Source organism: Pelagerythrobacter marensis, from assembly GCF_001028625.1.
Lineage (GTDB): Bacteria > Pseudomonadota > Alphaproteobacteria > Sphingomonadales > Sphingomonadaceae > Pelagerythrobacter > Pelagerythrobacter marensis.
In genome coordinates, this window is the sequence record NZ_CP011805.1 from 2,329,423 (window position 1) to 2,349,905 (window position 20,483).

Consider the following 20,483-nt stretch of genomic DNA (forward strand, 5'->3'; position numbering starts at 1 on the left):
ATTAGACTATCCAGAACACAATGATTAACAGAATCTGCGCAACTACAGAAACCGCGAACCAGCGACCGATTAATAGTGCGAATATAAGATCTGTCGCATCAGCAGATGCCTTGTCGATACTTCTTGATATCTTGGGCTCTATCACAAATGTAAGAAGTAAAGCACCCAAAGCGTTGATAACTCCGGATGACTGACTTATTGATGCGCGATATTCCGGAATGAGCGCGGCCAAGTAAAATGACAAAAACATCCCAGAAGAGTATATGGTGAATACAATAACGGAGAAGAAAAATATGCGCCCTCCGGCCCCGATCCTTAGGTCAACCCCCTCGCTCACCGCAGTATTGCTTAACGAGAAAAAAGAAGAGATGTAGTTTCCCGATTGGTCATGGCGAAGCAAAACGCCCGAATAATATCGTATTATTGATTTGCGTAATAGTATCACTGCTGCTCCGGCAATAAATGACACCGCCAAGCTTGCGTGGACCATAACTGCATAGCGATCTTTATCAATCCCCGAATCGATCGCTAACCCAAGCAGGGGCAATAGCATTACAAGTAAAAGCCTAGTCGCCATGTATACGGACTGTTGCAAAGCATAACCGGACATGCTCTTGGAAACCCGCAATCCTGCTATGCGCGCAAGAATGGCGGACATCTCAATCGCTTGAATGCCACCGTACAATAGTGGTACAGCAAGCATGATTGCGTGAGTTACCTCCATAGAGCCCGCGTATCAATCAGCTGTCCGCCTGGGCGAGGGGCGCGTTGTAGGTTAGTATGATCAACTAGAGCCACGTGAATTTCACCCTCTCTTCGCGCAGTAGCTTCGTCAACTATAGTGATACCTTCGCCGAAGAGAACTTCGCTTGGAACGTTTGGATCTACCGTTAACAACCGTCCAGGATGGTTTTTGGCCAAAGCTTGAGCGATCTGTAACGCAGGGCTCTCACGAAGATCGTCGATATCGGCCTTGAACGTAAGGCCATACACCGCAATAGTAACGTCGCGCGCAGTCTTGTCAGGATTGTCGAGAAGATACGCGCCGACGGCCGCCCAAACCTTTTCAACGACCCAATCCGGCTTTGCATCGTTCACTTCCCGCGCGGTGCGGATCAGGCGTGCTTCTTCGGGGGTCTTCGAAACGATGAACCACGGATCCACCGCTATGCAGTGACCACCCACGCCAGGCCCCGGCTGGAGTATGTTGACCCGGGGGTGGCGGTTGGCCAGCGCGATCAATTCCCAAACGTCAATATCGAGCTTGTCGCAGATCATCGACAACTCGTTAGCGAATGCGATGTTCACGTCGCGAAAGCTGTTTTCGGTCAGCTTGGCCATTTCGGCCGTGCGCGCGTTGGTGATCACGCAGTCGCCTTCCACGAACAGCTTGTAGAGAGCCACCGCCTCCTCAGAGCATCTGGCGGTCATTCCGCCGATGACGCGATCGTTGTGGATCAGTTCCTGCATGACTTTCCCCGGCAGGACCCGTTCGGGGCAGTACGCGATCCGAATGTCGGAATTATCGCCGGCCGTCTGGGGGAACGTAAGGTCCGTTCGTGCCGCGGCGAGCCATTCCGCCATCTGCTCGGTCGCGCCGACCGGTGAGGTCGATTCCAGAACGACCAAATCGCCCTGCTTCAGCACCGGCGCGATCGCCTTGGCCGCCGCCTCGATATAACCGAGATCCGGTTCGTGATGATCGCCCTTGAATGGCGTCGGTACTGCGATGAGAAAGGCGTCGGCGGATTCAGGACTGGTGGTCGCGCGTAGATAACCTTCACTCACTGCCGAATGTACGGCAATGTCGAGATCTGGTTCGACGATGTGGATTTCGCCGCGGTTGATCGTGTCCACGGCATGAGCGTTCACATCGACGCCAATCACCTTCGTTTTACGGGAAGCGAACATCGCAGCCGTCGGCAGGCCGATATAGCCAAGCCCGACGACGGAAATCGTATCGAACCGGCTCATTCCGCCGCCTCCGCGGTTATCTGCTGATCGGCGGCCCAGCTCCGGATTGCCTCGACGATGCGCTGTGCCGCGCGCCCGTCGCCGTAAGGGTTGTGAGCGAAACTCATTTCTTCATACGCCTCCCTGTCGTCGAGAAGCCGCATAACATTCTCGACGATAAGCGCCACGTCCGTCCCGACGAGGCGGACCGTGCCGGCATCGAGCGCCTCGGGCCTTTCGGTCGTATCACGCATCACCAGTACCGGTTTGCCGAGCGAAGGTGCTTCCTCCTGAATCCCGCCGGAGTCGGTCAGGATAAGAGAGGCGCGATTCATCAGATATACGAAAGGCAGATAATCCTGCGGCTCAATCAACCGTACGTTTGCTCGTCCGGACAGCAACCGCTCGACCGGCCCCCTGACATTGGGATTCAAATGGACCGGATAAACAATTTCCACGTCGGGGCGCTTGGCGATTTGTGCGATCGCCTCGCAGATTCTTTCAAACCCGCCGCCAAAGCTTTCCCGTCGGTGACCGGTCACCAGAATTAGCCGTTTGTCGGCCTTGAGATCGAAGCGCTCAGCCAACTCCTGGGCCAAAGCATCGTCGCTGTCGATCCGTGAAACGATTTCCTGCAGGGCGTCGATGACAGTGTTGCCGGTGACATGAACGTGGCTCGGCGAGACGTTCTCGGCAAGCAGGTTGCGCTGCGATCGCTCGGTCGGAGCGAAGTGAAGGTGTGAGATAGCCCCCGCGACCTTTCGGTTCACTTCCTCAGGCCAAGGCGAGAGAATGTCGCCCGTCCTCAGACCGGCTTCGACATGGCCGACCGGGATTCTCTGATAGTAGGCTGCAAGAGATGCCGCGAGCGTCGTTGACGTATCGCCATGGACCAAAACCATGTCGGGCTGAAAATCGCTCAAGACCGGTCGCAGGCCGTGCAGCACATTCGCGGTAATATCCGAGAGGTCCTGACCTGGCTTCATCAGATCGAGATCATAATCGGGCGCGATGTCGAACAACCCCAGAACCTGGTCCAGCATCTGTCGATGCTGAGCAGTAACGCATACCCGCGCCGTCATATCGCGCGCCTCGGCCAATGCTTGCACGACCGGGGCCATCTTGATGGCTTCCGGACGGGTGCCGAAAACGGTCAGAATCTTCGTGGCGCGATGCATTGTAATGATTACTCGCTGTCAGGTGGGAACGAGATGGAACGTTTATACCGCCATGCTTATAACCGGGAGCGCGGACAACCGGCATCACGATCGAGAACCGATCGAAGGCATCGGGTCGCGCTGAACGCCGAAGCGGCGTATTCATAGCTCGAGCGGAGTCAAGCAGAGTTCGCGCAATCCGCACATTCAACTGGCTTCGCCGGAAATTTCGCTCCTGTGATGATCGGAAGGTTTATACTCCGGAACCAAACGAGCCAGCAGAGCCGTTGCAGAGGCGCCATCACCGCGATCAAGCAACTGGCCCATCTCGCCCAGTTCGAAATTCAAAGCGTCCCACGACAACATGGCTTCGTTCGCCCGTCGAATCCGTTCGTGAACAGTCGGTTCCGGGCTGTCCCCGATCAGAAGCTCTTCGTACAACTTCTCGCCAGGCCTCAGGCCGACCTCGCGAATTTCGATATCGCCGTCCGGGTTCGCCTCGTCACGGACCGTCATCCCCGACAGGTTGATCATGCTCCTTGCCAGATCCAGAATGCGCACCGGTTCGCCCATATCGAGCACGAACACCTCACCCCCCTTCGCCATCGCACCGGCCTGAATAACCAGCTGGGCCGCTTCGGGAATGGTCATGAAATAACGCGTTACATCGCGATGCGTCAGCGTGACGGGGCCGCCTTCGCTGATCTGCCGCTGGAAGCGCGGGACAACGGAACCGCTGGAGCCCAGCACATTTCCGAACCGCACCATCGTGAGTATCGTGCGCCCCCGCTTGTCTCCATGCAATTGCGCCCGTGCCTGCAGGATCAGCTCGCAGACGCGCTTCGACGCGCCCATCACATTCGTCGGGCGGACGGCCTTGTCCGTGCTGATCAGGACGAAATTCGCAACACCGACCTCTTCTGCCGCCAGACAGGCATTGAGGGTGCCGAAGATGTTGTTGCGAAGACCGGCAATCGGATTGGCTTCAACCAACGGGACATGCTTGTAGGCGGCCGCGTGAAAAACCGTTTGCGGTTGGTACTGTTCGAATATCCGCTGCACCGATGCGCGTATTCCCAGGTCCCCAAGTACCGGTGTGATCGGCACTGGCGCATCGAGCGCCGCGGCCGCGGCATCGAGTTCCGCGCCGATCGCATAGAGCGCATATTCCGAACGCTCGAGCAGAATGAGTTCCGCCGGTCGCGCGCACAGGATCTGACGGCACAGTTCGCTGCCGATCGATCCGCCCGCTCCGGTGACCATGACCCGCTTCCCCGCGATCGTCTTTCCGATCAGAAGCTCGTTGGGTCGCACGGGCTCACGCCCCAGAAGATCGTCGATCGAGACGTCACGCAAGTCGCTGACGGAGACCTTTCCGTCGATCAGATTGCCCATGCTGGGCAGCGAGCGCACTGCGACAGGATATTCCTGCAGAGCCTCGATAATATCCCTGCGCCGCGACCGGGTCGCGCTTGGAAGCGCGAGCAGAACCTCATCGACCTGCTGGTCGTTCAGCAGGGGGTCCAGCATCGTGGGCGGATGCACGGTGATGCCATCGAGCTGCTGCCCCGCGAGGCGTATGTCATCGTCGATAAAGGCCTCGACCCGGACGTGGGGCTCATGACGAAGCGAACTGGCCAGTTGCTGTCCCGCACTGCCGGCCCCATAAATTGCGACGACACGGCGTTCGGTCGCCACATGGCGCGCACCGACGATGTCGATGACGATAAACCGGATGGCAAGACGGCTGACCGCCATCAGCGCGAGGAATACTATTGGCTGAATCAGTGCCACGGTACGCGGAACACCGTCGAAACCGTATGTCATGAAGACGATCGTCATCGGAAGCGTATAAATAACGACCGTCATTCCCAGAGCCGCCATCGCGCGCGCGCCCGAGAAGCGCACTATCGAACGATAGACCCCCCGCCACCATGCGATCGGGAACCATATCGCGATTGCCGCGGCAGCCACCGCCAGGATGTTGGTTTCGATCCGGTAGAACTCGCCGAGCCTCAACGAAAACGCGATCCACACGGCGATTGTGCAAAGCGCCGCATCCATCATGGCGACAATGATTTGACGCACGCGCCGCGGTAGGGCTCCCAGGCGGCCGAACAGGTCGACGATCGCGCCGCCCCACGCCTGCTGGAAAGTCGAAAGTCGCCGGTCGATCAAATCAGACAGCATACAGGATTCGCTTCAGCCGTACGCTCGGTCCGTCGTGGACGGGCTCAGATCCAGGACAATCGGAATCGTTGGCCACCGTGGCTTTACCTTATGTCATCCATAATCGTGGCAGAGCCGCGCCCATAGGCCTGCCGCCGAACGCTGCAAAGCCGTCATGCAAACCACGCGACCAGACGTGCCTGGTGTGCGATCAGCTGCCTGGCCGACTGAATAGTGCGGAGGGATGTTGGTGTCTTCCCAAGGTCACACTATTGATTTCAGGAGCGTTTCGTTACCGCTGTTGCTTTCCTGCAACTTGACCTTAGCCTGACCCGGCTGCAACAGAGCCGTCATGTCTGCGTTTATCATGCGCTGCCCAACTCCCTGTCTTTACAGCTAACCTCCCACTCTACCATTTATCGCCCGGCAAGGACCCCATCGATGAACGCATCGACCAGCCAGCGCAAAAGAGTGCCAAAGGCCCGCGGGTCGCGCAGCACACTCTCGCGGATCTTCTCCACCAACGCCCGGCTGATCGTACTGGCTGCGTTCCTGCTCCTTGCGTTCCTGACGGGCGGTAGTTCGAGAGCCGACATGTCGTCGTTGGCTATTCTGCGGCCCGTGTCGATCTTCGTTCTCGGCTACGCGTTCCTGACGCTTTCGCGCCAACATCTCGCGACCAACCGCGCGATAGTAGCGATTGCCGCGTCCGCCTTCGCATTGGCGGCCCTTCATCTACTGCCCCTCCCCCCTGAGATATGGCGCGCTCTGCCGGGCAGAGAAGGCGTTGCCGCGATCGATAGCACTCTCGGCTTCGGAGATGCGTGGCGGCCGCTCACGCTCGATCCGCAGGCCTCGCGCAATGCTTTGATGGCGCTTATCGTGCCATGCGCTGCCCTGGCGCTTGCAATCCAGCTGACGGAACGTGGCCGCGAAACTATGCTGACGGTGGTGCTCGCGCTTGGCGCGCTCACCGCGCTTTGGGCCATGCTGCAACTTATGGGGAGCCCTCGCGGCCCGCTCTATCTCTATAGCGTCACCAATTACGGTTCGCCGGTCGGCCTTTTCGCCAATCGCAACCATCAGGGCGTGTTCCTCGCCAGCCTGATCCCGATTATCTTTTGCTGGGCACTCAGGGCTCGGGGAAGCTGGCGCGATCTGCGCAGCGACCGGGGACGCCGCGCCGGCGTAGCCGCCGCCTGCGCCCTCCTGTTCATTCCGCTCGTTCTTATTGGCGGTTCGCGCGCCGGCTTGCTTGCTCTCCTTCTTTCAGTCTGCGCCACGGCACTTATCGCGATTGCTGCGTCCGGGAGCGAAGTGCCCGACGGCAGGGGGCCTCGCGAGAGGAGTGCACGCGCAAAGCAGCGGCAAGGCAGGGCAAGACGCTCCGCAATCGCGCGATTCGGCCCCGCCCTGGCCGGAATCGTGATCGTAGCCGGGCTGGGACTGCTAACCATCGGTATGGAGCGGGATCGTGCGTTTGAGCGCCTTGTCGGCTCTGATCCGATCGACGACCTGCGCGGCGAAATTTTGCCCGTCGTGTGGGAGATCGCAGTCGCGCATTTTCCGTGGGGCACGGGTATCGGTTCGTTCGACGACGTCTTTCGCAGCTTCGAACCCGATGCGCTGCTGTCTTCCAGCTATATAAACCATGCCCATAACGACTTTGCCGAAGTGTTCATGACTGCCGGGCTTCCCGGCCTCGCTATCCTGCTTGCTGCGCTGGCAGTCCTCGTGGCACGCGCATGGGCGTTGCTCCGCAATGGTCGCGAAGGGATCCGGCAAGATGCGCTGCCTGCCGGAGCACTGGTCGCGCTGATCATTCTTTTGATCGCGTCACTGGTCGACTATCCGCTTCGCACCCCTGCTTTGGCAGGTTATGCAGTCTTGCTGGCCTTATGGACGGGCCAGGCGAAGCCGTCACCAGATTGACCTGGGAGATTTCGGTGGTTTACGGCGATAGCAGGGCCGTCGTCAGCGACGTTCGCGACCGAAGCACGCTCACCTGCCGTGCTCCAAAGGGTCACAGGTACATCAAAACCTGCATTGCTGACCTGCGCCAGGGCTTGTTTCTGCAATGCGCTCCAGTAAGGGCAAACTCAAACCGACGAACTGGACAAAGATAATGTCATTTTTCAGGAATCTCCTGCTGGCGCTTGCCGGTGCCGGTTTTTTGGCCGGGTGCGCGACCGACCGCAGCACCGGAATGGCCCCGGGCATCGAGCTGACAGATCTCGCCAGCCTGCCCGCACCGGAAGGCGGCTATGTCACGCGCGTCCAGCCCGGCGACCAGCTCGAAATTAACGTAGTGAACTCAGAACTTCTGAGCGGCATGTATATTGTCGACGACAATGGCGAGCTCGTGTTCCCGCTGATCGGAGCGGTCGCGGTGAAGGGCGATTCCCCAACGCGGGTCGGGGAAAAGATCGCCCAACGCCTGTCAGGCCGCTACGTTCGCAACCCCGATGTGCGCGTGGTGCCCACGGAGCTTTCGCAACCGACCGTCTCGATCGGCGGCGAAGTCGAGAAGCCCGGCGCCTATCCGGCGCGCCTCTCACGAACGCTGGCACGCGCGATCAACAATGCTGGCGGCCTATCCGAATATGCCAAATCGGAGGACGTCCTTGTACTGCGCACGGTCAACGGGCAGAACTATATCGGAGCCTTCAACATTGAGGCTATCCAGCGCGGCAATTACCCCGATCCGCAGATCTATGCCGACGATATCATCACGGTTGGCGATTCGCCGGCAAGACGGCGTCTGAGCCAGATTCTCCAGTTCATGCCGCTCCTTTCAACTACTGCGATCCTGATCGATCGCGTCGGACGCTGAGGATTCACGGCGATGGCGAATGCACTTCCTTACGACACGGAGCTGGAGCCGGTCGACGAGGGCGAGGAAAAGCCCGGCATCCTGGCGATGGAGCGATATTGGCGCCAGGCAGTCAATTCGCGTGTCTGGATCGCGGCCATTCTCGCCGCGGGACTCGTTCTCGGGCTCCTGGTCACCCTGCTTTCGACACCCCTGTACCAGAGCACGGCGGTAATCGAGATCAGTCGCGTATCCTCGAACGTCACCAATATCGATCAGACCGAGATCGAGGAACTGCAGGCCGACGAACAGTATTTTCAGACCCAGTACGAATTGCTCGGCTCGCGCTTCCTGGCCGAAGCCGTGGTAGATGCTGGCAATCTGACCGCCTCGGAAGAGTTTAGAAATGCCTTCGCCGGCGACCCCGACGTTCCACTTAAGCGGAACGAAGCGGTCAAGATTCTCCTCGAAAACGTGAGCATCCAGCCGGTCCGGATGTCCAATCTGGTCAACGTCAATTTCTCCAGCCCGAACCGAGCGCTGTCATCGGACATCGCCAACCTCTGGGCTGAACAGTTCCTTGCGGCAAACTACGAAAAACGCTTCGGCGCGAACATCGACGCCCGCCGCTATCTCCGGGATCAGATTGCCGAACTGCGCGAGCGTCTGGCACAATCGGAGAAGGAACTGGTCGATTATGCCAATGCGAACCAGATCGTTATTATCGATGCAGCATCGAGCAGCAACGACGACAGCAGCAGCAGCACCGCCCGGTCGCTGATCGGCGACAGTCTCACGACGCTCAATGCCGCGCTCGCACAGGCGACCGCCAAACGGATTGCAGCGCAAAGCGCGCTGCAGGCGCGGTCGACCTCAAATGAAACGCGCAGCGCATCCAGCCAGCTTCAAAACGCATTGGCCGCAGCCGAAGCCAAACTTGCGAGCTTGCAGGCCAACTTCGGGCCCGATTACCCTGAAGTGCAGGCCGCACGGTCGGAAGTCGAGGCCATGCGCGAGGCAATTTCGTCTTCCCGGGGGCGCGACATGTCCGCTCTCGAAGCCGCCTACCGCCAGGCGCGCGGCGAGGAATCCGCGCTGCAGGCCCAGGTGCAGCAGATACAGGACCGGTTCCTTTCGCAGCAGGGTGGAGGCATCCAGTATGGCATCCTGAAGCGCGAGGTGGATACGAACCGCCAGCTCTACGATGCGCTCCTGCAACGCTCCAAAGAGCTTGAGGCAGCCGGTGCCGGCAAGAACAACATGACGCTGGTCCAGCCGGCGCTGCCTGCGGAAGAGCCCTATCGCCCCTCACTGATCCTCAATCTCGCGCTCAGCCTTCTGGCTGCCGGGGCGGTTGCAGCGGCCTTCGTATTCCTCCGTGAAACGATGGATCAGACCGTGCGCGATCCCAACGATGTGCAGCGGCTTCTGGGCGTGCCCACGCTGGGGCTGATCCCGCGCGTAAACGAGAACGATATCCTGGAGGAGCTGCACCGGCGCAGTTCGGAGCTATCCGAGGCTTACGTCGCCGTACGCTCGAACATTTCGTTCCTGACGCCGAGCGGGGCACCCAAGTCGCTGATGCTGACCAGCACGCGCCCCAACGAGGGCAAATCGCTGACGTCGGTTGCGATCTGCCGCAGCTTCGCCCAGCTGGGCAAGCGGACGCTGCTAATCGATGCCGACTTGCGCAACACTGCGCTGGCCGACTTCCTGGGCAAGCAGGCGACTGCCGATACCGGCCTTAGCAGCCTGCTGGCCGGTCGCGGCGAATCGCTGTCGCACGTCATTCCGATCGAAGAACACGGTTTCGACCTGATTCCGAGTGGCGCCACTCCGCCCAATCCGGCCGACCTTCTGGCCAGCGACGCCCTGGCGCGGCTCATCCGCGAGTTTGAACAGTCCTACGACTTCATTCTTGTCGACGGCCCGCCCGTTCTGGGCCTGGCCGATGCGCTGGAAATCTCGACCGCAGTCGAAGGGGCGATCTATGTGATCGAATCGAACGACGTGAAGATCCGCGCGATCGACAATGCACTGCGGCGCCTGCGGTCGGCCAATGCGAAGATCTACGGCGCGATCGTAACGAAGCTGGACGCTCGCAATTCGGCTTACGGCTACGGTTATGGATATGGCTACGGATATGGCTACGGCGATTCCGACCGCGAAACGAATGCCCCGGCCAGCTGAAGCTCCGCGCGGCTGGCGGATCGCCCTTGCGCTGGTGATTTGCCCGATTCTGGCGGCCCTGTCTGTTGCGCAGACGCTGGCCATTGTCGCTGAATCAAAACAGCCGGCCCAGGCCGCTGCGCTCGCCCCATGGGACGGATCGGCCAAGGCCCACCTTGCGAAAGGTGCCTATCAGGGCCAGTTGGCGAAAGATGCTCCAACGGTCGCCGCGCCCGCGCCATGGATCGCGAAGCTTGCCCGTGAAGCCTATCGCCGCCAGCCACTGACGCCGGAAGCGCTTGCGGTACTCGGGGCGTCATTGCCAAACGAAGAGAAGGCCAAATTCTGGGATCTCGCCGCCAGAACCAGCCGGCGCGATACGTTGCTGCAAGGGCTGCTACTCGATTTTCAGCTCAAGTCGGGCGATCTCGACCAGTCGATCCGGACGTTGAACCAGATCCTTCTCGTAAGAGCGGATCAACGCAGGCCGGCGTTCGCCGCGCTGACCCAGGCTTTGCGCGACCCGCAATCGGTCGATACCTTTGTGGACATCCTTTCCTCGGACCCTGAATGGGGCGACTCGTTTCTCGTCACCGCTGCGCGAGATAGCGAGGGCCTGGAAAATCTCGGCCGGATTCGCGAACGACTGCCCGACGAGACCGTCGAACCGCGCACCGATCACGCACTGGTGCTTGCCTTCGCCAGGGCGAATCGGCTGGCGCTGGCTCACAAGCTCTATTCCCGGCTCGCCCCTGCGGGGAGCGATCGCGCGGAATGGCGCTCGGAGATTCCCCCTTTCGACTGGCAGTTTGCCGGAGAAGCGGGGTTCCGTGCTCAAGTCATTGCCAGATCCGATCGCCTGGGTCTGACCATCGCACGAGGCAAGGGCGGCGTAATCGCAAGCCGAATCCTGCCAGCCGGCGGCGGGTCGTTGCGCATCCGCGGGGCGCACGATCTCAAGCCGCAGCGACAGGTAGAACGCCTGACAATCTCCGCTGCTTGCGTCGATACCGGAGCCGTTCTGGATCAATCGCGCTTTACCGCTGACAGCATCGAGTTCGAAACCGCCGTTCCAGCCGACTGCGCGTTTGTGGCGGTGGTGCTTACCGGTCGGGCCTGGTCGGATGGCGAGCGGATCAGCGGCAGTATCGCGCCTCTGACCATATCCACCGGCACCTGACACCTTCCCGCTGGCTATGGGCTGCGGTGACAGTGCGTCGCCTGAACAACCCAAAGGATCATCATGCGCAAAGTCCTCGTCACCGGAAGCGCCGGCTTTATCGGCTTCCACCTCTCGCAGCTGTTGCTGGACGAAGGGTTCGCGGTCGTCGGCTATGACGGCATGACCGATTATTACGATGTGCGGATCAAGGAACGGCGCCATCAGATGCTGCTGCAGAATCAGCATTTCAGCGCCACTGTCGGCAGACTGGAGGATTTTGACGCCCTGCACACACTGGCCATGGCGGAACAGCCGGATATCATTGTCCATCTCGCCGCCCAGGCCGGTGTGCGTTACAGCCTCGAAAACCCGCGCGCCTATGTCGAGGCGAACATGGTCGGCACGTTCAACGTGATGGAATGTGCCCGTGAGCTCGGGGTAGAGCACCTGCTGATGGCAAGCACCAGTTCCGTCTACGGCGCGAACGAGGACATGCCCTTCGACGAGCGAGAGAAGTGCGACACACCGCTGACGCTCTACGCCGCGACCAAGAAGGCCAACGAGGCGATGGGCCACAGTTACGCCCACTTGTGGAACCTGCCGACCACGATGTTCCGCTTCTTCACCGTTTACGGGCCATGGGGGCGGCCCGACATGGCGCTGTTCAAGTTTACCCGCGGCATCCTCGAGGGCACGCCGATCGACATTTACAACAACGGCGAAATGTTCCGCGATTTCACTTACGTGGCCGATCTGGTGCGCGGCATTCGGCTGCTGATCGACGCTGTGCCTGAGCGGCCCGAAAGCCCCGAAGATATCGCGCCGCACGACAGCCTGTCGCCGGCGGCACCGTTCCGTGTGGTGAACATAGGCAACAGCGACAAGGTTCGCCTGATGGATTTCGTGGAAGCTATCGAAGCCGAATGCGGCCGCGAAGCGATTAAGAACTTCATGCCAATGCAGACAGGCGACGTCCCCGCCACCTGGGCCGATGCCACGTTACTGCAAAGCCTGACCGGCTATCGCCCTCAGACCGACGTCAAGGAAGGCATCCGCCGCTTCGTCGCCTGGTATCGTGAGTATTACGAGATCTAGCCCTCGCCCGCGTAGCCCCCCTCAACCTTCGGGTTCGGGGGTTTGTTGTGGGCCCGGTTCCATCACTGGTTCTCCGGTTTGGCTGGGCCGGATCGCCGGGTTCTCCTCGTCGGGGAGGGGTGCGGTGCGTTCGCGTTCCAGACGTTCCATATATTCGCGTTCGATCTGCTCGACACGTTCCTGTTCGGCGGCCGCGGCGTCATCGATGGTGGAAAGCCGTTCGGCGCGCGCTGCGGCGATCAGTTCGCTGAAGCGAACATTGGGTGACGTGGCGCGTTCGCCGTAAGCCTGCTCGATAAGCTGCTGCGTGCACCCGGTGAAGCCGCCCGCCCCGGCCGTCGAACAGGACAGGGTGCCGAAATCGCCGATCATTTCGAGCGATTCCACACGGCGGGTCCAGGCGACATTGGCCGGATCGTCGCTGAAACGCAGCGATTCGGGAATGCGGTAGCGCTCCGATTCGGGCAACCGGGCCACGACGCAAATCTCGTTCTCGGGGCAGTCGGGCGCCGCATCCTCGCCATAGACCACCGACATCCGGACATCGTCCGAAAGATCCTGCTCCTGCCCCTGCGCAAGTGCCGCCGCAGGCCCGAGGACGAACCCGGCAAGGAGCGTGGCGGCGAAGAGCGATTTCATGACATTTCCCATCGTTGATCGGCAACCAGTGCGCCGGCTTTTCGCGGTTTCGGCGTGAACTCTATATGAAGCGCGGCGGGGCCGAAAGCGGTTCGTGCGAGCCCGCGACTGCGCACAATCAAATACGTTCGGCGAGCTTGATCGCGACCCGGCAGCCGAGCCGGATCGCACCCGACAACAGGGGATAGGCCGGGGCATCTTCCGCCCCCGCCGCCAGTGCGGCGTCGCGATGCTGCCGCTCATCCTCGCGGAATTCCTCGATCATCGCGGACAGTTCCGGGTCGGCCTCTCCTTCGGCCAGCTGATCCAGTTGCTGCGAGTAGTGACGGTCGATCTCTTCCTCTACGGCAGCCGTGCAGGCCATCGCCGCTTCCGGCCCCAGCAGTGCGGTTCCCGCACCCAGGGCGTATCCGGCGACCGACCAGAACGGCTGCAGCGCCGTCGGCCGCACCCCGCGTTGCGCCATCAGGGCATCGAACCGTTCCCGGTGCCCCTTCTCCTGTTCCGCCATTTCGGCAATCTCTGCCGCATGGGGGCCGCGATCGCCCATCACATCCAGCTGACCCTGATAGATCCGGGTCGCACCGAACTCGCCCGCCTGATCGACCCGGATCATCCGGGCAATGTCGCGCGCGCGCATCATGCCTTTCGCGCCCGCGCCAGCAGCCAGAAGATCGCCAGCGCGCCCCCCACGGAGAAGAGGAAATTCCATCCAGCAAGCGATATGCCGAAAAGATCCCAGGCCGCCTGATCGCAGCGCACCATCGGCGCGTTCATGATCGCAGCGAGCGGATCGGCCGCCCCCGTCTGTGCGGTTACGGCGCAGCCAGTGATGCCTTCCCACCAGCCATATTCGACGCCCGCGTGGAACGCCCCGATCGCACCGGAAACGAGCATGGCCAGAGCGGCGAGCGCGATCCACGCCCGGCGCGGCGGGACCATCGTTGCCAGCAGCGCCAGCACGACGGCTGCGAAATGCGGCCAGCGCTGCCACCAGCACATCTCGCAGGGAAAGAGGCCGAAACCGTACTGCGAGACATAAGCCCCCGCGAGCAGCAGCGCGGGCACGGCGAGCGCGAGGCGCTGCGCCAAGCGAAGATGGGGTGACACGATCGTCTGGCGCGCCCCAGTCTGCATTACTTGCCCTGCGCCAGTGCGCTGGGCTTCGTGCGACGCAGGGTCTGCAGCGCATAGTGAAGCTGGTAATCCTCGATCCCCTGCTCCTCCAGCTCAGCTGCGGTCAGCGTGAAGCGCGGGTCCTCACGCCGGTCGCGCTCCATTTCCTCGTCCTTCAACGCGGCTTCGTTCACCAGATGGCCGCGCAAGTCCGATTCGCGCATAACGAAGCGGGCGCGCCGGGCAAGATCGGGGTCCGAGAGCTGGGGCACGGAAATATCGGGCTCGATCCCGCCTTCCTGCACCGAATGATCCGCCGGCGTGTAATAGCGGGCCGTGGTCAGCTTGAGCGCAGCGTCGCGGCCGAGCGGGAGAAGCGTTTGCACGCTACCCTTGCCGAAGCTGCGATCGCCCATGATCAGTGCCCGCCGGTGATCCTGCAGCGCGCCTGCGACGATCTCGCTCGCCGAGGCGGAGCCTGCGTTGATGAGCACGATCATCGGCACGCCCTTGGCGATCTGTCCGCGATAGACCGATTCGGCATCGAAAACATAGGTTTCGCCCTGCGCGCGGCCGCGCTGCGAAACGATGCGGCCCTTTTCCAGGAAAAGGTCGGACAGGGCCACCGCCTCGTCCAGCGCGCCGCCGGGGTTGGAGCGCAAGTCGAGCACCAGGCCATTGAGCCGCCCGCCCGCTTCCTGGTTGAGCGTTTCCCAGGCCGAGAACACATCGGCGCCGACATCGCGCGAAAATTCGTTGACGAAGATGACCCCCACGTTGCCCTCGGCAAGTTCGTGGGTGACGGGTTCAAGCTCGATCACGCCGCGCGTCACGGTCACATCGAACGGCTCATCCCGGCCCGGCCGGAAGACGGTCAGGCGAATGGAGGTTCCGGCAGGGCCGCGCATCCGGCTTACCGCCTCGTCCAACTCGCCGCCGTAGATCAGGTCGCCATCGAGATGGGTGATATAATCGCCGGCCTTCAGCCCCGCTTCCATCGCGGGGCTGCCGCGGAACGGAGAGATAATCTTGACCGCCCCGTCATCCATCTGGACCGAAAGCCCGAGACCGGAATAATTGCCGTCGATCATCGTTTCGAGCCGCTGGAGATCGGACCCGTCGAGATAGGCGGAATGCGGGTCGAGACTGCGCAACATGCCGTCGATCGCGCCGCGGATCAGCTTTTCATCGTCGACCGGTTCGACATAACTCGCCTTGATCCGTTCGTACGTGGCGAACAGGCGCGCGAATTCGGGACCTGCGCGGCCATCGATCTGCGCGATACCCGCGGTCGTGGCCGGGATCAGCGCGACGGCGGTGACCAGTGCAGCCGACCGGGCGAGAGCGGCGAATTTCATCGGCATGAGCCTCCTTGCAGGACCCGTCCTTATCGCGCGGGAAGGCTGAACGCCAGATGAGGATTTCATCGGGCGCCCGGCGCGCTGCTATCCAACGTACTCCAGTGGATTGACCGGCGCGCCATCGCGGCGCAGTTCCAGCGTCACCACGGGGGTGACCGGTGCCGCCACGCCCAGGGGTGCGCCGGGCACCAGCCCCTCGCCCACGTCGACGTCGGTTCGGGCAAGGCCGGTCACCAGGCTTGTCCAGCCGCCGTCGTGCTCGATGATGACGATCCGGCCATATCCGCGGTAGGGACCGGCAAAGGCGACCCGCCCCCGGCCCGGTGCCACGACCTGCGCGCCTGGTCGTGGGGCCAGCGACAGCCCGGTACTCACGATCCCGCCTTCGGACACGGCGCCGAAACCCGAAACCGTCCGCCCCACCACGGGAAGCTGGAAATTCTCCGAAGGTGCGGTTGCTGTCGGCGTGGGTTCAGGAGGGCCGGTATCGAACGCGACTTCCGAGCTTTCCGGTCGCGGCGGGCGTATGATCGGACCGGGCAACGCGGCGAGTTCACGCCGCAGATCGTTCGCCGTATCCAGTTGCCCGACCAGCGTATCGAGATCGCGCGCCTCTTCCGCCAGCGCGAGCGCGCGTTCGGTCTCGCGCGCCGCGATTCCGCTAGCCCGGCGCGATTCCAGCCGCTGGCGGCTCTCGATCGCGGCCAGACGCCGACGGCGATCCTCCAGCGTGCCCTCGTTCTCGCGAAGACTGGCGAGGGCCTGGCGCGCCTCCGCCTCCAGCCGCCGTCCGCGAGCAATCTCCGCGCGCAACGCGGCCGTGCGTTCGCGCACTTCGGGTATCGTGGTGTCGAGCATGGCCCGCAGATAGACCGTTTCGCGCAGCGATCCGGGGCGCAATGCCGATAGTGCGATCGGGCGGCGCGCGAATTTCTGCAAGGCTGCGGTCAGGCGCAGCAGGGGCTCGCGCCGCTCGGCCAGGCGGACAGCCAGCCGGTTTCGCTCGTCATCTATCAGCGCGATGCGCGCTTCGGCAGCAGCAATACCGGCTTCCGCCTCCTGTATTCGGGCAGCGAGCGCAGCCCCCTCGCGCGCGGTCTTTTCCGCAGCTTCCGTCGCAGCCCGCGCTTCTTCTTCCAGCCGCGCGCCGCGCACCTCCGCCTCGCGCGCTTCGCGCTGGGCGCGCTGGAGGGCGGTGCGCGCTTCTTCCGGCCCGGTCAGCGTTTCGGCCCGCTGCGCCAGTGCATACCCGCCGAACAGCACGGCAAGCGTGCCGGCCAGGGCGAGGGTCGGTGCAGCAGGGCGCATCATCGCCCTATCCTGCCCGATGATACGGGTGACCGGCAAGGATCGCCGTCGCCCGATAGAGCTGTTCCATCAGCATGGCACGGGCAAGCAGGTGGGGCCAGGTGGCCTTGCCGAATGCCAGCAGCAGGTCCGCCTCATCGCGTTCCTGCGCGGAATGGCCATCGGCTGCGCCGAGCACGAAGCGCGTTTCGCGCACGCCGTCGTCACGCCAGCGGCCCAGCAGCGCGGCGAATTCTTCCGACGAAAACTGCTTGCCGCGCTCGTCGAGCAGAACGGTGCGATCGGGCGTCTGGGGAGGCGGGACCCGACCGCCGGTTTCCGGCAGCTCGGTAATCGTGCACGGCCAGGTCAACCGTTTGCGATAGCGCGCGACCAGCTCCGCTTCCGGCGAGCGGCCGATCTTGCCGCGCGCGATCACGTGCAGCAGCATTCAGCCCTCCCCGAAATAGACGCCGCAGCCGCGCTGCCAGCCTTTGTCGTTCAGGCAGTGCCCGCCGCAACCGGCGGCGCGTCGCCGAACGCCCACATCCGCTCAAGGTTGTAGAAACTGCGCACTTCCGGACGGAAAAGGTGGACCACCACGTCGCCGGCGTCGATCAGCACCCAGTCGGCCTGGGGGAGCCCTTCGAGCCGCACGGGGCCGTGACCGTTCTGCTTGATCCGCTCGGCAAGCTTCTGCGCGATCGAGGCCACCTGACGGGTCGACCGCCCGGAAGCGACGATCATATGATCGGCAATGCTCGACTTGCCCGCCAGCGGGATCGAGACGAGATCGAGCGCCTGATCCTCCTCCAGCTGGTCGAGAACAAGTGCGTGAAGCGAGCCGGGCTCAGCCTCGATCGCGGCCGAACCGTGGGAATCCCGCGGGGACGAATCCTGATTGGACAGGGAAGATTGCGCCGGCGTCATAGGCGGTCGTTGCGCTCCTGCTGGTTGCAAAGAAAGTGGTGGGCCGAGGCGGTCGAGCGCATCATGGCGCCTGCACACGCTCCGGCACCGAAATAGGTCGTATTGGCCGAAATGTAAGCTGGTCGCGCGGCGGAACCTGCGAAAAGCGATCGGCCCAGTCGGGGTCGGCACGGCGGATGGCCGTGGCCGAACGGGGATCCGGATCGAAACGCAAAGTCACCAGGCTCGGCGCACTCCATTCGCCCCTTTTCCTGAATGTCGCCGCGCCGACACGATGCCGGCGCAGCCAGGCCATCGCGGGGCTGGCGAGGGCAGCACCATCATAGCCGGGCCGGGCGACGACCGCAATCGGCAAGGCGCGCGCTATATCGCGCCAATCCTTCCACTGATGGAATTGCGCGAGATTGTCCGATCCCATCAGCCAGACGAAACGATGGCGCGGATAGCGCGCAATCAGGGCGCGCAGGCTGTCGATCGTGTATCGCGTGCCCAGTTCACGCTCGATCGCGGTGACCCGGATTGGTGCGCCGCGCGCCTTGTGAATTGCCGACTTCACCCGTGCCCCAAGCGGCGCCATGCCGGCCCTGGGCTTGAGCGGATTGCCGGGGGAAACCATCCACCATATCTCGTCCAGCCCCAGGGCCTGGCGGGCAAACAGCGAAATTCGGCGATGGCCGCCGTGGGCAGGGTTGAAACTGCCGCCCAGCAGCCCGATCCGGCGCGCGAAAGTCAGAACCGGCCTCGTGCTGTCGTGAACATGCTCGTCGCCTAGCAGGCGCAAGGGCCGTTGTCAGTCAGCGATTGTCGGTTCGGATCGCGGCGAATTGCGAGACCGGGGCCAACGCAGTCTGGCGCGATTCGTTCCGGCGCGACAGTTAAATTTTGTAAGACGACAACGCTTCACCTTGCCAGCCCTTCGATTCGCCCCCTTTGCCAGGGACTCGATTCGACCCCTCGCGATTCGCGTGTTAGCCGCCCTGCGCAAATAAAAGACCAGCCAAAGCGGGGTCGTTTCGAGTGTTCAGTTCTACCGTTGGCGATTGGATGGGACGCCTGCGGACCTGGTTTCCCGATCGCGAATTCTTCATGCGATCTCAGGGTCAGGTGCGTTTCATCAAGATCTCTTCGCGCGTGCAGATGACTGCGGCGGGCATCGCCACCGTTGCCCTGCTCGCCTGGGCCTTGAGCATGGCGATCATGGGGTGGACCCAGTATCGCGCACAGGCCGATCGACTTTCCCTGCTCGAACGCGAGGCGAAGATCGCCACGTCGGAAGAGCGGTTCGATGCCTATGGCGACGACCTGAACGCCGTTGCCGAAGAGCTGGAGCAGCGCCAGACGGTGCTGGAAGAAATGGCCGAGATGCTGCCCGACGATATCAGCACGGCAGCGAAGGTCAGCGATTCGCGCGGCGAAGCGGCGGAAACGGTGGCGAAAGTCAGTGCCGTTTTTCCTCAGGCGCGGCCCCTTGCCGAAATCGAAGCGCGTCAGCTCGCGCTGGTCGAGAAAATGACGCGCTTTGCCGATCATCGGGCGGAACGCGCCGCCGCGGCCATGCGCAAGCTGGGCCTCGACCCCACCGAAATGCTGCGTTCTGCGCCGCGCGAGGCAATGGGTGGTCCGCTGGAACTGCTGGCCACCGGCCCCAACGGCAAGGCCGATCCGCGGTTCGAACGTCTCGGCCTCAGCCTCGCCCGGATGGCCGTGCTTGAGCAGGGGCTGGACGGCATTCCCCAGTTTCAGCCCGCCAGCATCAAGTATATCTCCTCTGGCTTCGGCTATCGCCGCGATCCGTTCACGGGACGCAGCGCGATGCACAAGGGGCTGGATTTCCGCGGCCCGATGGGCGCGCCGATCTATGCCGCCGCCGATGGCCGGGTGAGCTTCGTCGGGCGCAAGTCGGGTTATGGAAACGTTGTCGAAATCAGTCACGGCAACGGGCTGACGACTCGTTATGCCCATATGTCGAAGTTTTCTGCGCAGGTTGGGCAGGAAGTCGATGCCGGGTACGTGATCGGCGCAATCGGCAGCACCGGCCGGTCCACCGGGCCGCACCTGCATTTCGAAGTTCGCATCAATGGCCGCGCCGTCAATCCGCGCCCCTTCCTGGAGAATGCGCCCAATGTTCTCAAAGAAGTCAGAACCCTCTCCGACGGGAGCCATACCCATGGCTAGGCCGTCTTCCCCCTCGGGCTCGACATTCTCTGTCATCGGGGCCGACGTCACGATCAAGGGCGATGTGACCGCATCGACCGAACTGCATGTCGACGGCCGGATCGAAGGTGACGTGACTTGCGATTCGCTGGTTCAGGGCGAATCGAGCGTGATCGAAGGGGCCGTGAGCGCCGAGATCGCCCGGCTGGCCGGTCAGGTGCGCGGATCGATCACCGCGCGCCAGCTCGTCGTTCTCAAGTCCGCCCGGATCGAAGGCGATGTGCATTACGATGCGCTGACGATCGAGCAGGGCGCACAGGTCGAAGGGCGCTTCGCCTATCGCCTCTCCGAAGGGCAGACCGGCGACAGAAATGCGTCCTCCGCCGCCACTCAGGCCGACGACGGCGAACCGAAGCTTACGCTGGCGCAGTAGAGCCTGCCGGTTTGCGCGACCCGGCAGCCCCCGCTCGGGGTGCCGC

At 62.4% G+C, this 20,483-nt stretch carries 19 protein-coding genes; 7 read left to right on the top strand and 12 right to left on the bottom strand.

Features of this window, described 5'->3' with window-relative positions:
• Position 1: 1 nt before the first annotated feature.
• From AM2010_RS11020 to AM2010_RS11035, 4 genes are all read right to left on the bottom strand, one after another.
• A complete protein-coding gene (locus AM2010_RS11020) occupies positions 2 to 724 on the bottom strand; it encodes a lipid II flippase family protein (protein ID WP_047807105.1) in 723 nt (240 codons plus the stop codon).
• Complete coding sequence (wecC, locus tag AM2010_RS11025; RefSeq protein ID WP_047807106.1) at positions 715 to 1,974, bottom strand: UDP-N-acetyl-D-mannosamine dehydrogenase; 1,260 nt, start codon at positions 1,972 to 1,974, stop codon at positions 715 to 717. Before wecC ends, AM2010_RS11020 begins: the two co-directional genes overlap by 10 nt.
• Positions 1,971 to 3,131, bottom strand: a complete 1,161-nt coding sequence (wecB, locus tag AM2010_RS11030; protein WP_047807107.1) for a non-hydrolyzing UDP-N-acetylglucosamine 2-epimerase — start codon at positions 3,129 to 3,131, stop codon at positions 1,971 to 1,973. The genes wecC and wecB overlap by 4 nt, the downstream gene beginning before the upstream one ends.
• Before the next feature lie 186 nt (positions 3,132 to 3,317).
• Positions 3,318 to 5,300: a polysaccharide biosynthesis protein gene (locus tag AM2010_RS11035; RefSeq protein WP_082132893.1), complete on the bottom strand. Its 1,983-nt coding sequence runs from the start codon at positions 5,298 to 5,300 to the stop codon at positions 3,318 to 3,320.
• A gap of 420 nt (positions 5,301 to 5,720) precedes the next feature.
• Between AM2010_RS11035 and AM2010_RS11040 the strand changes: the two genes are divergently transcribed.
• The 5 genes from AM2010_RS11040 to AM2010_RS11060 all read left to right on the top strand — a co-directional run bounded on the left by AM2010_RS11040 (position 5,721) and on the right by AM2010_RS11060 (position 12,517).
• A complete protein-coding gene (locus tag AM2010_RS11040; protein WP_082132894.1) occupies positions 5,721 to 7,211 on the top strand; it encodes an O-antigen ligase family protein in 1,491 nt (496 codons plus the stop codon).
• Between the two features lie 193 nt (positions 7,212 to 7,404).
• Entirely contained in the window at positions 7,405 to 8,112 is a 708-nt protein-coding gene (locus tag AM2010_RS11045; RefSeq protein ID WP_058350914.1) for a polysaccharide biosynthesis/export family protein, read from the top strand.
• A gap of 12 nt (positions 8,113 to 8,124) precedes the next feature.
• Positions 8,125 to 10,281, top strand: coding sequence for a GumC family protein (locus tag AM2010_RS11050; protein ID WP_053044069.1), 2,157 nt, complete (start codon positions 8,125 to 8,127; stop codon positions 10,279 to 10,281).
• Positions 10,265 to 11,440, top strand: a complete 1,176-nt coding sequence (locus tag AM2010_RS11055) for a hypothetical protein (RefSeq protein ID WP_047807108.1) — start codon at positions 10,265 to 10,267, stop codon at positions 11,438 to 11,440. Before AM2010_RS11050 ends, AM2010_RS11055 begins: the two co-directional genes overlap by 17 nt.
• 63 nt (positions 11,441 to 11,503) lie before the next feature.
• Positions 11,504 to 12,517 (top strand): NAD-dependent epimerase/dehydratase family protein, encoded by a 1,014-nt coding sequence (locus tag AM2010_RS11060; protein WP_047807109.1) that lies wholly within the window; start codon positions 11,504 to 11,506, stop codon positions 12,515 to 12,517.
• Between the two features lie 21 nt (positions 12,518 to 12,538).
• Here AM2010_RS11060 and AM2010_RS11065 read toward each other — a convergent pair whose 3' ends face one another.
• The 8 genes from AM2010_RS11065 to AM2010_RS11100 form a co-directional block, all read right to left on the bottom strand.
• On the bottom strand, positions 12,539 to 13,156 hold the full coding sequence (locus AM2010_RS11065; RefSeq protein WP_201784051.1) for a hypothetical protein: 618 nt from the start codon (positions 13,154 to 13,156) through the stop codon (positions 12,539 to 12,541).
• A gap of 118 nt (positions 13,157 to 13,274) precedes the next feature.
• A complete protein-coding gene (locus tag AM2010_RS11070) occupies positions 13,275 to 13,796 on the bottom strand; it encodes a demethoxyubiquinone hydroxylase family protein (RefSeq protein WP_047807928.1) in 522 nt (173 codons plus the stop codon).
• On the bottom strand, positions 13,796 to 14,293 hold the full coding sequence (locus tag AM2010_RS11075) for a disulfide bond formation protein B (RefSeq protein WP_047807110.1): 498 nt from the start codon (positions 14,291 to 14,293) through the stop codon (positions 13,796 to 13,798). Before AM2010_RS11075 ends, AM2010_RS11070 begins: the two co-directional genes overlap by 1 nt.
• Positions 14,293 to 15,630, bottom strand: coding sequence for a S41 family peptidase (locus AM2010_RS11080; protein ID WP_047807111.1), 1,338 nt, complete (start codon positions 15,628 to 15,630; stop codon positions 14,293 to 14,295). Before AM2010_RS11080 ends, AM2010_RS11075 begins: the two co-directional genes overlap by 1 nt.
• An 87-nt stretch (positions 15,631 to 15,717) precedes the next feature.
• On the bottom strand, positions 15,718 to 16,944 hold the full coding sequence (locus tag AM2010_RS11085) for a murein hydrolase activator EnvC family protein (protein ID WP_047807112.1): 1,227 nt from the start codon (positions 16,942 to 16,944) through the stop codon (positions 15,718 to 15,720).
• A 4-nt stretch (positions 16,945 to 16,948) separates the two neighbouring features.
• The gene (locus AM2010_RS11090; protein WP_047807113.1) at positions 16,949 to 17,371 is read right to left on the bottom strand and encodes a 23S rRNA (pseudouridine(1915)-N(3))-methyltransferase RlmH; all 423 of its coding nucleotides are present in this window, start codon (positions 17,369 to 17,371) and stop codon (positions 16,949 to 16,951) included.
• Between the two features lie 50 nt (positions 17,372 to 17,421).
• On the bottom strand, positions 17,422 to 17,850 hold the full coding sequence (gene rsfS, locus AM2010_RS11095) for a ribosome silencing factor (protein WP_082132895.1): 429 nt from the start codon (positions 17,848 to 17,850) through the stop codon (positions 17,422 to 17,424).
• A 61-nt stretch (positions 17,851 to 17,911) separates the two neighbouring features.
• Positions 17,912 to 18,583: a nicotinate-nucleotide adenylyltransferase gene (locus AM2010_RS11100; RefSeq protein ID WP_047807930.1), complete on the bottom strand. Its 672-nt coding sequence runs from the start codon at positions 18,581 to 18,583 to the stop codon at positions 17,912 to 17,914.
• Positions 18,584 to 18,894: 311 nt separating this feature from the next.
• Between AM2010_RS11100 and AM2010_RS11105 the strand changes: the two genes are divergently transcribed.
• Positions 18,895 to 20,025: a peptidoglycan DD-metalloendopeptidase family protein gene (locus AM2010_RS11105; RefSeq protein ID WP_047807114.1), complete on the top strand. Its 1,131-nt coding sequence runs from the start codon at positions 18,895 to 18,897 to the stop codon at positions 20,023 to 20,025.
• Positions 20,018 to 20,437 carry a bactofilin family protein gene (locus AM2010_RS11110; RefSeq protein ID WP_047807115.1) on the top strand — a complete coding sequence of 140 codons (420 nt, stop codon included), beginning with the start codon at positions 20,018 to 20,020 and terminating at the stop codon, positions 20,435 to 20,437. The genes AM2010_RS11105 and AM2010_RS11110 overlap by 8 nt, the downstream gene beginning before the upstream one ends.
• The last annotated feature ends 46 nt before the right edge of the window (positions 20,438 to 20,483 follow it).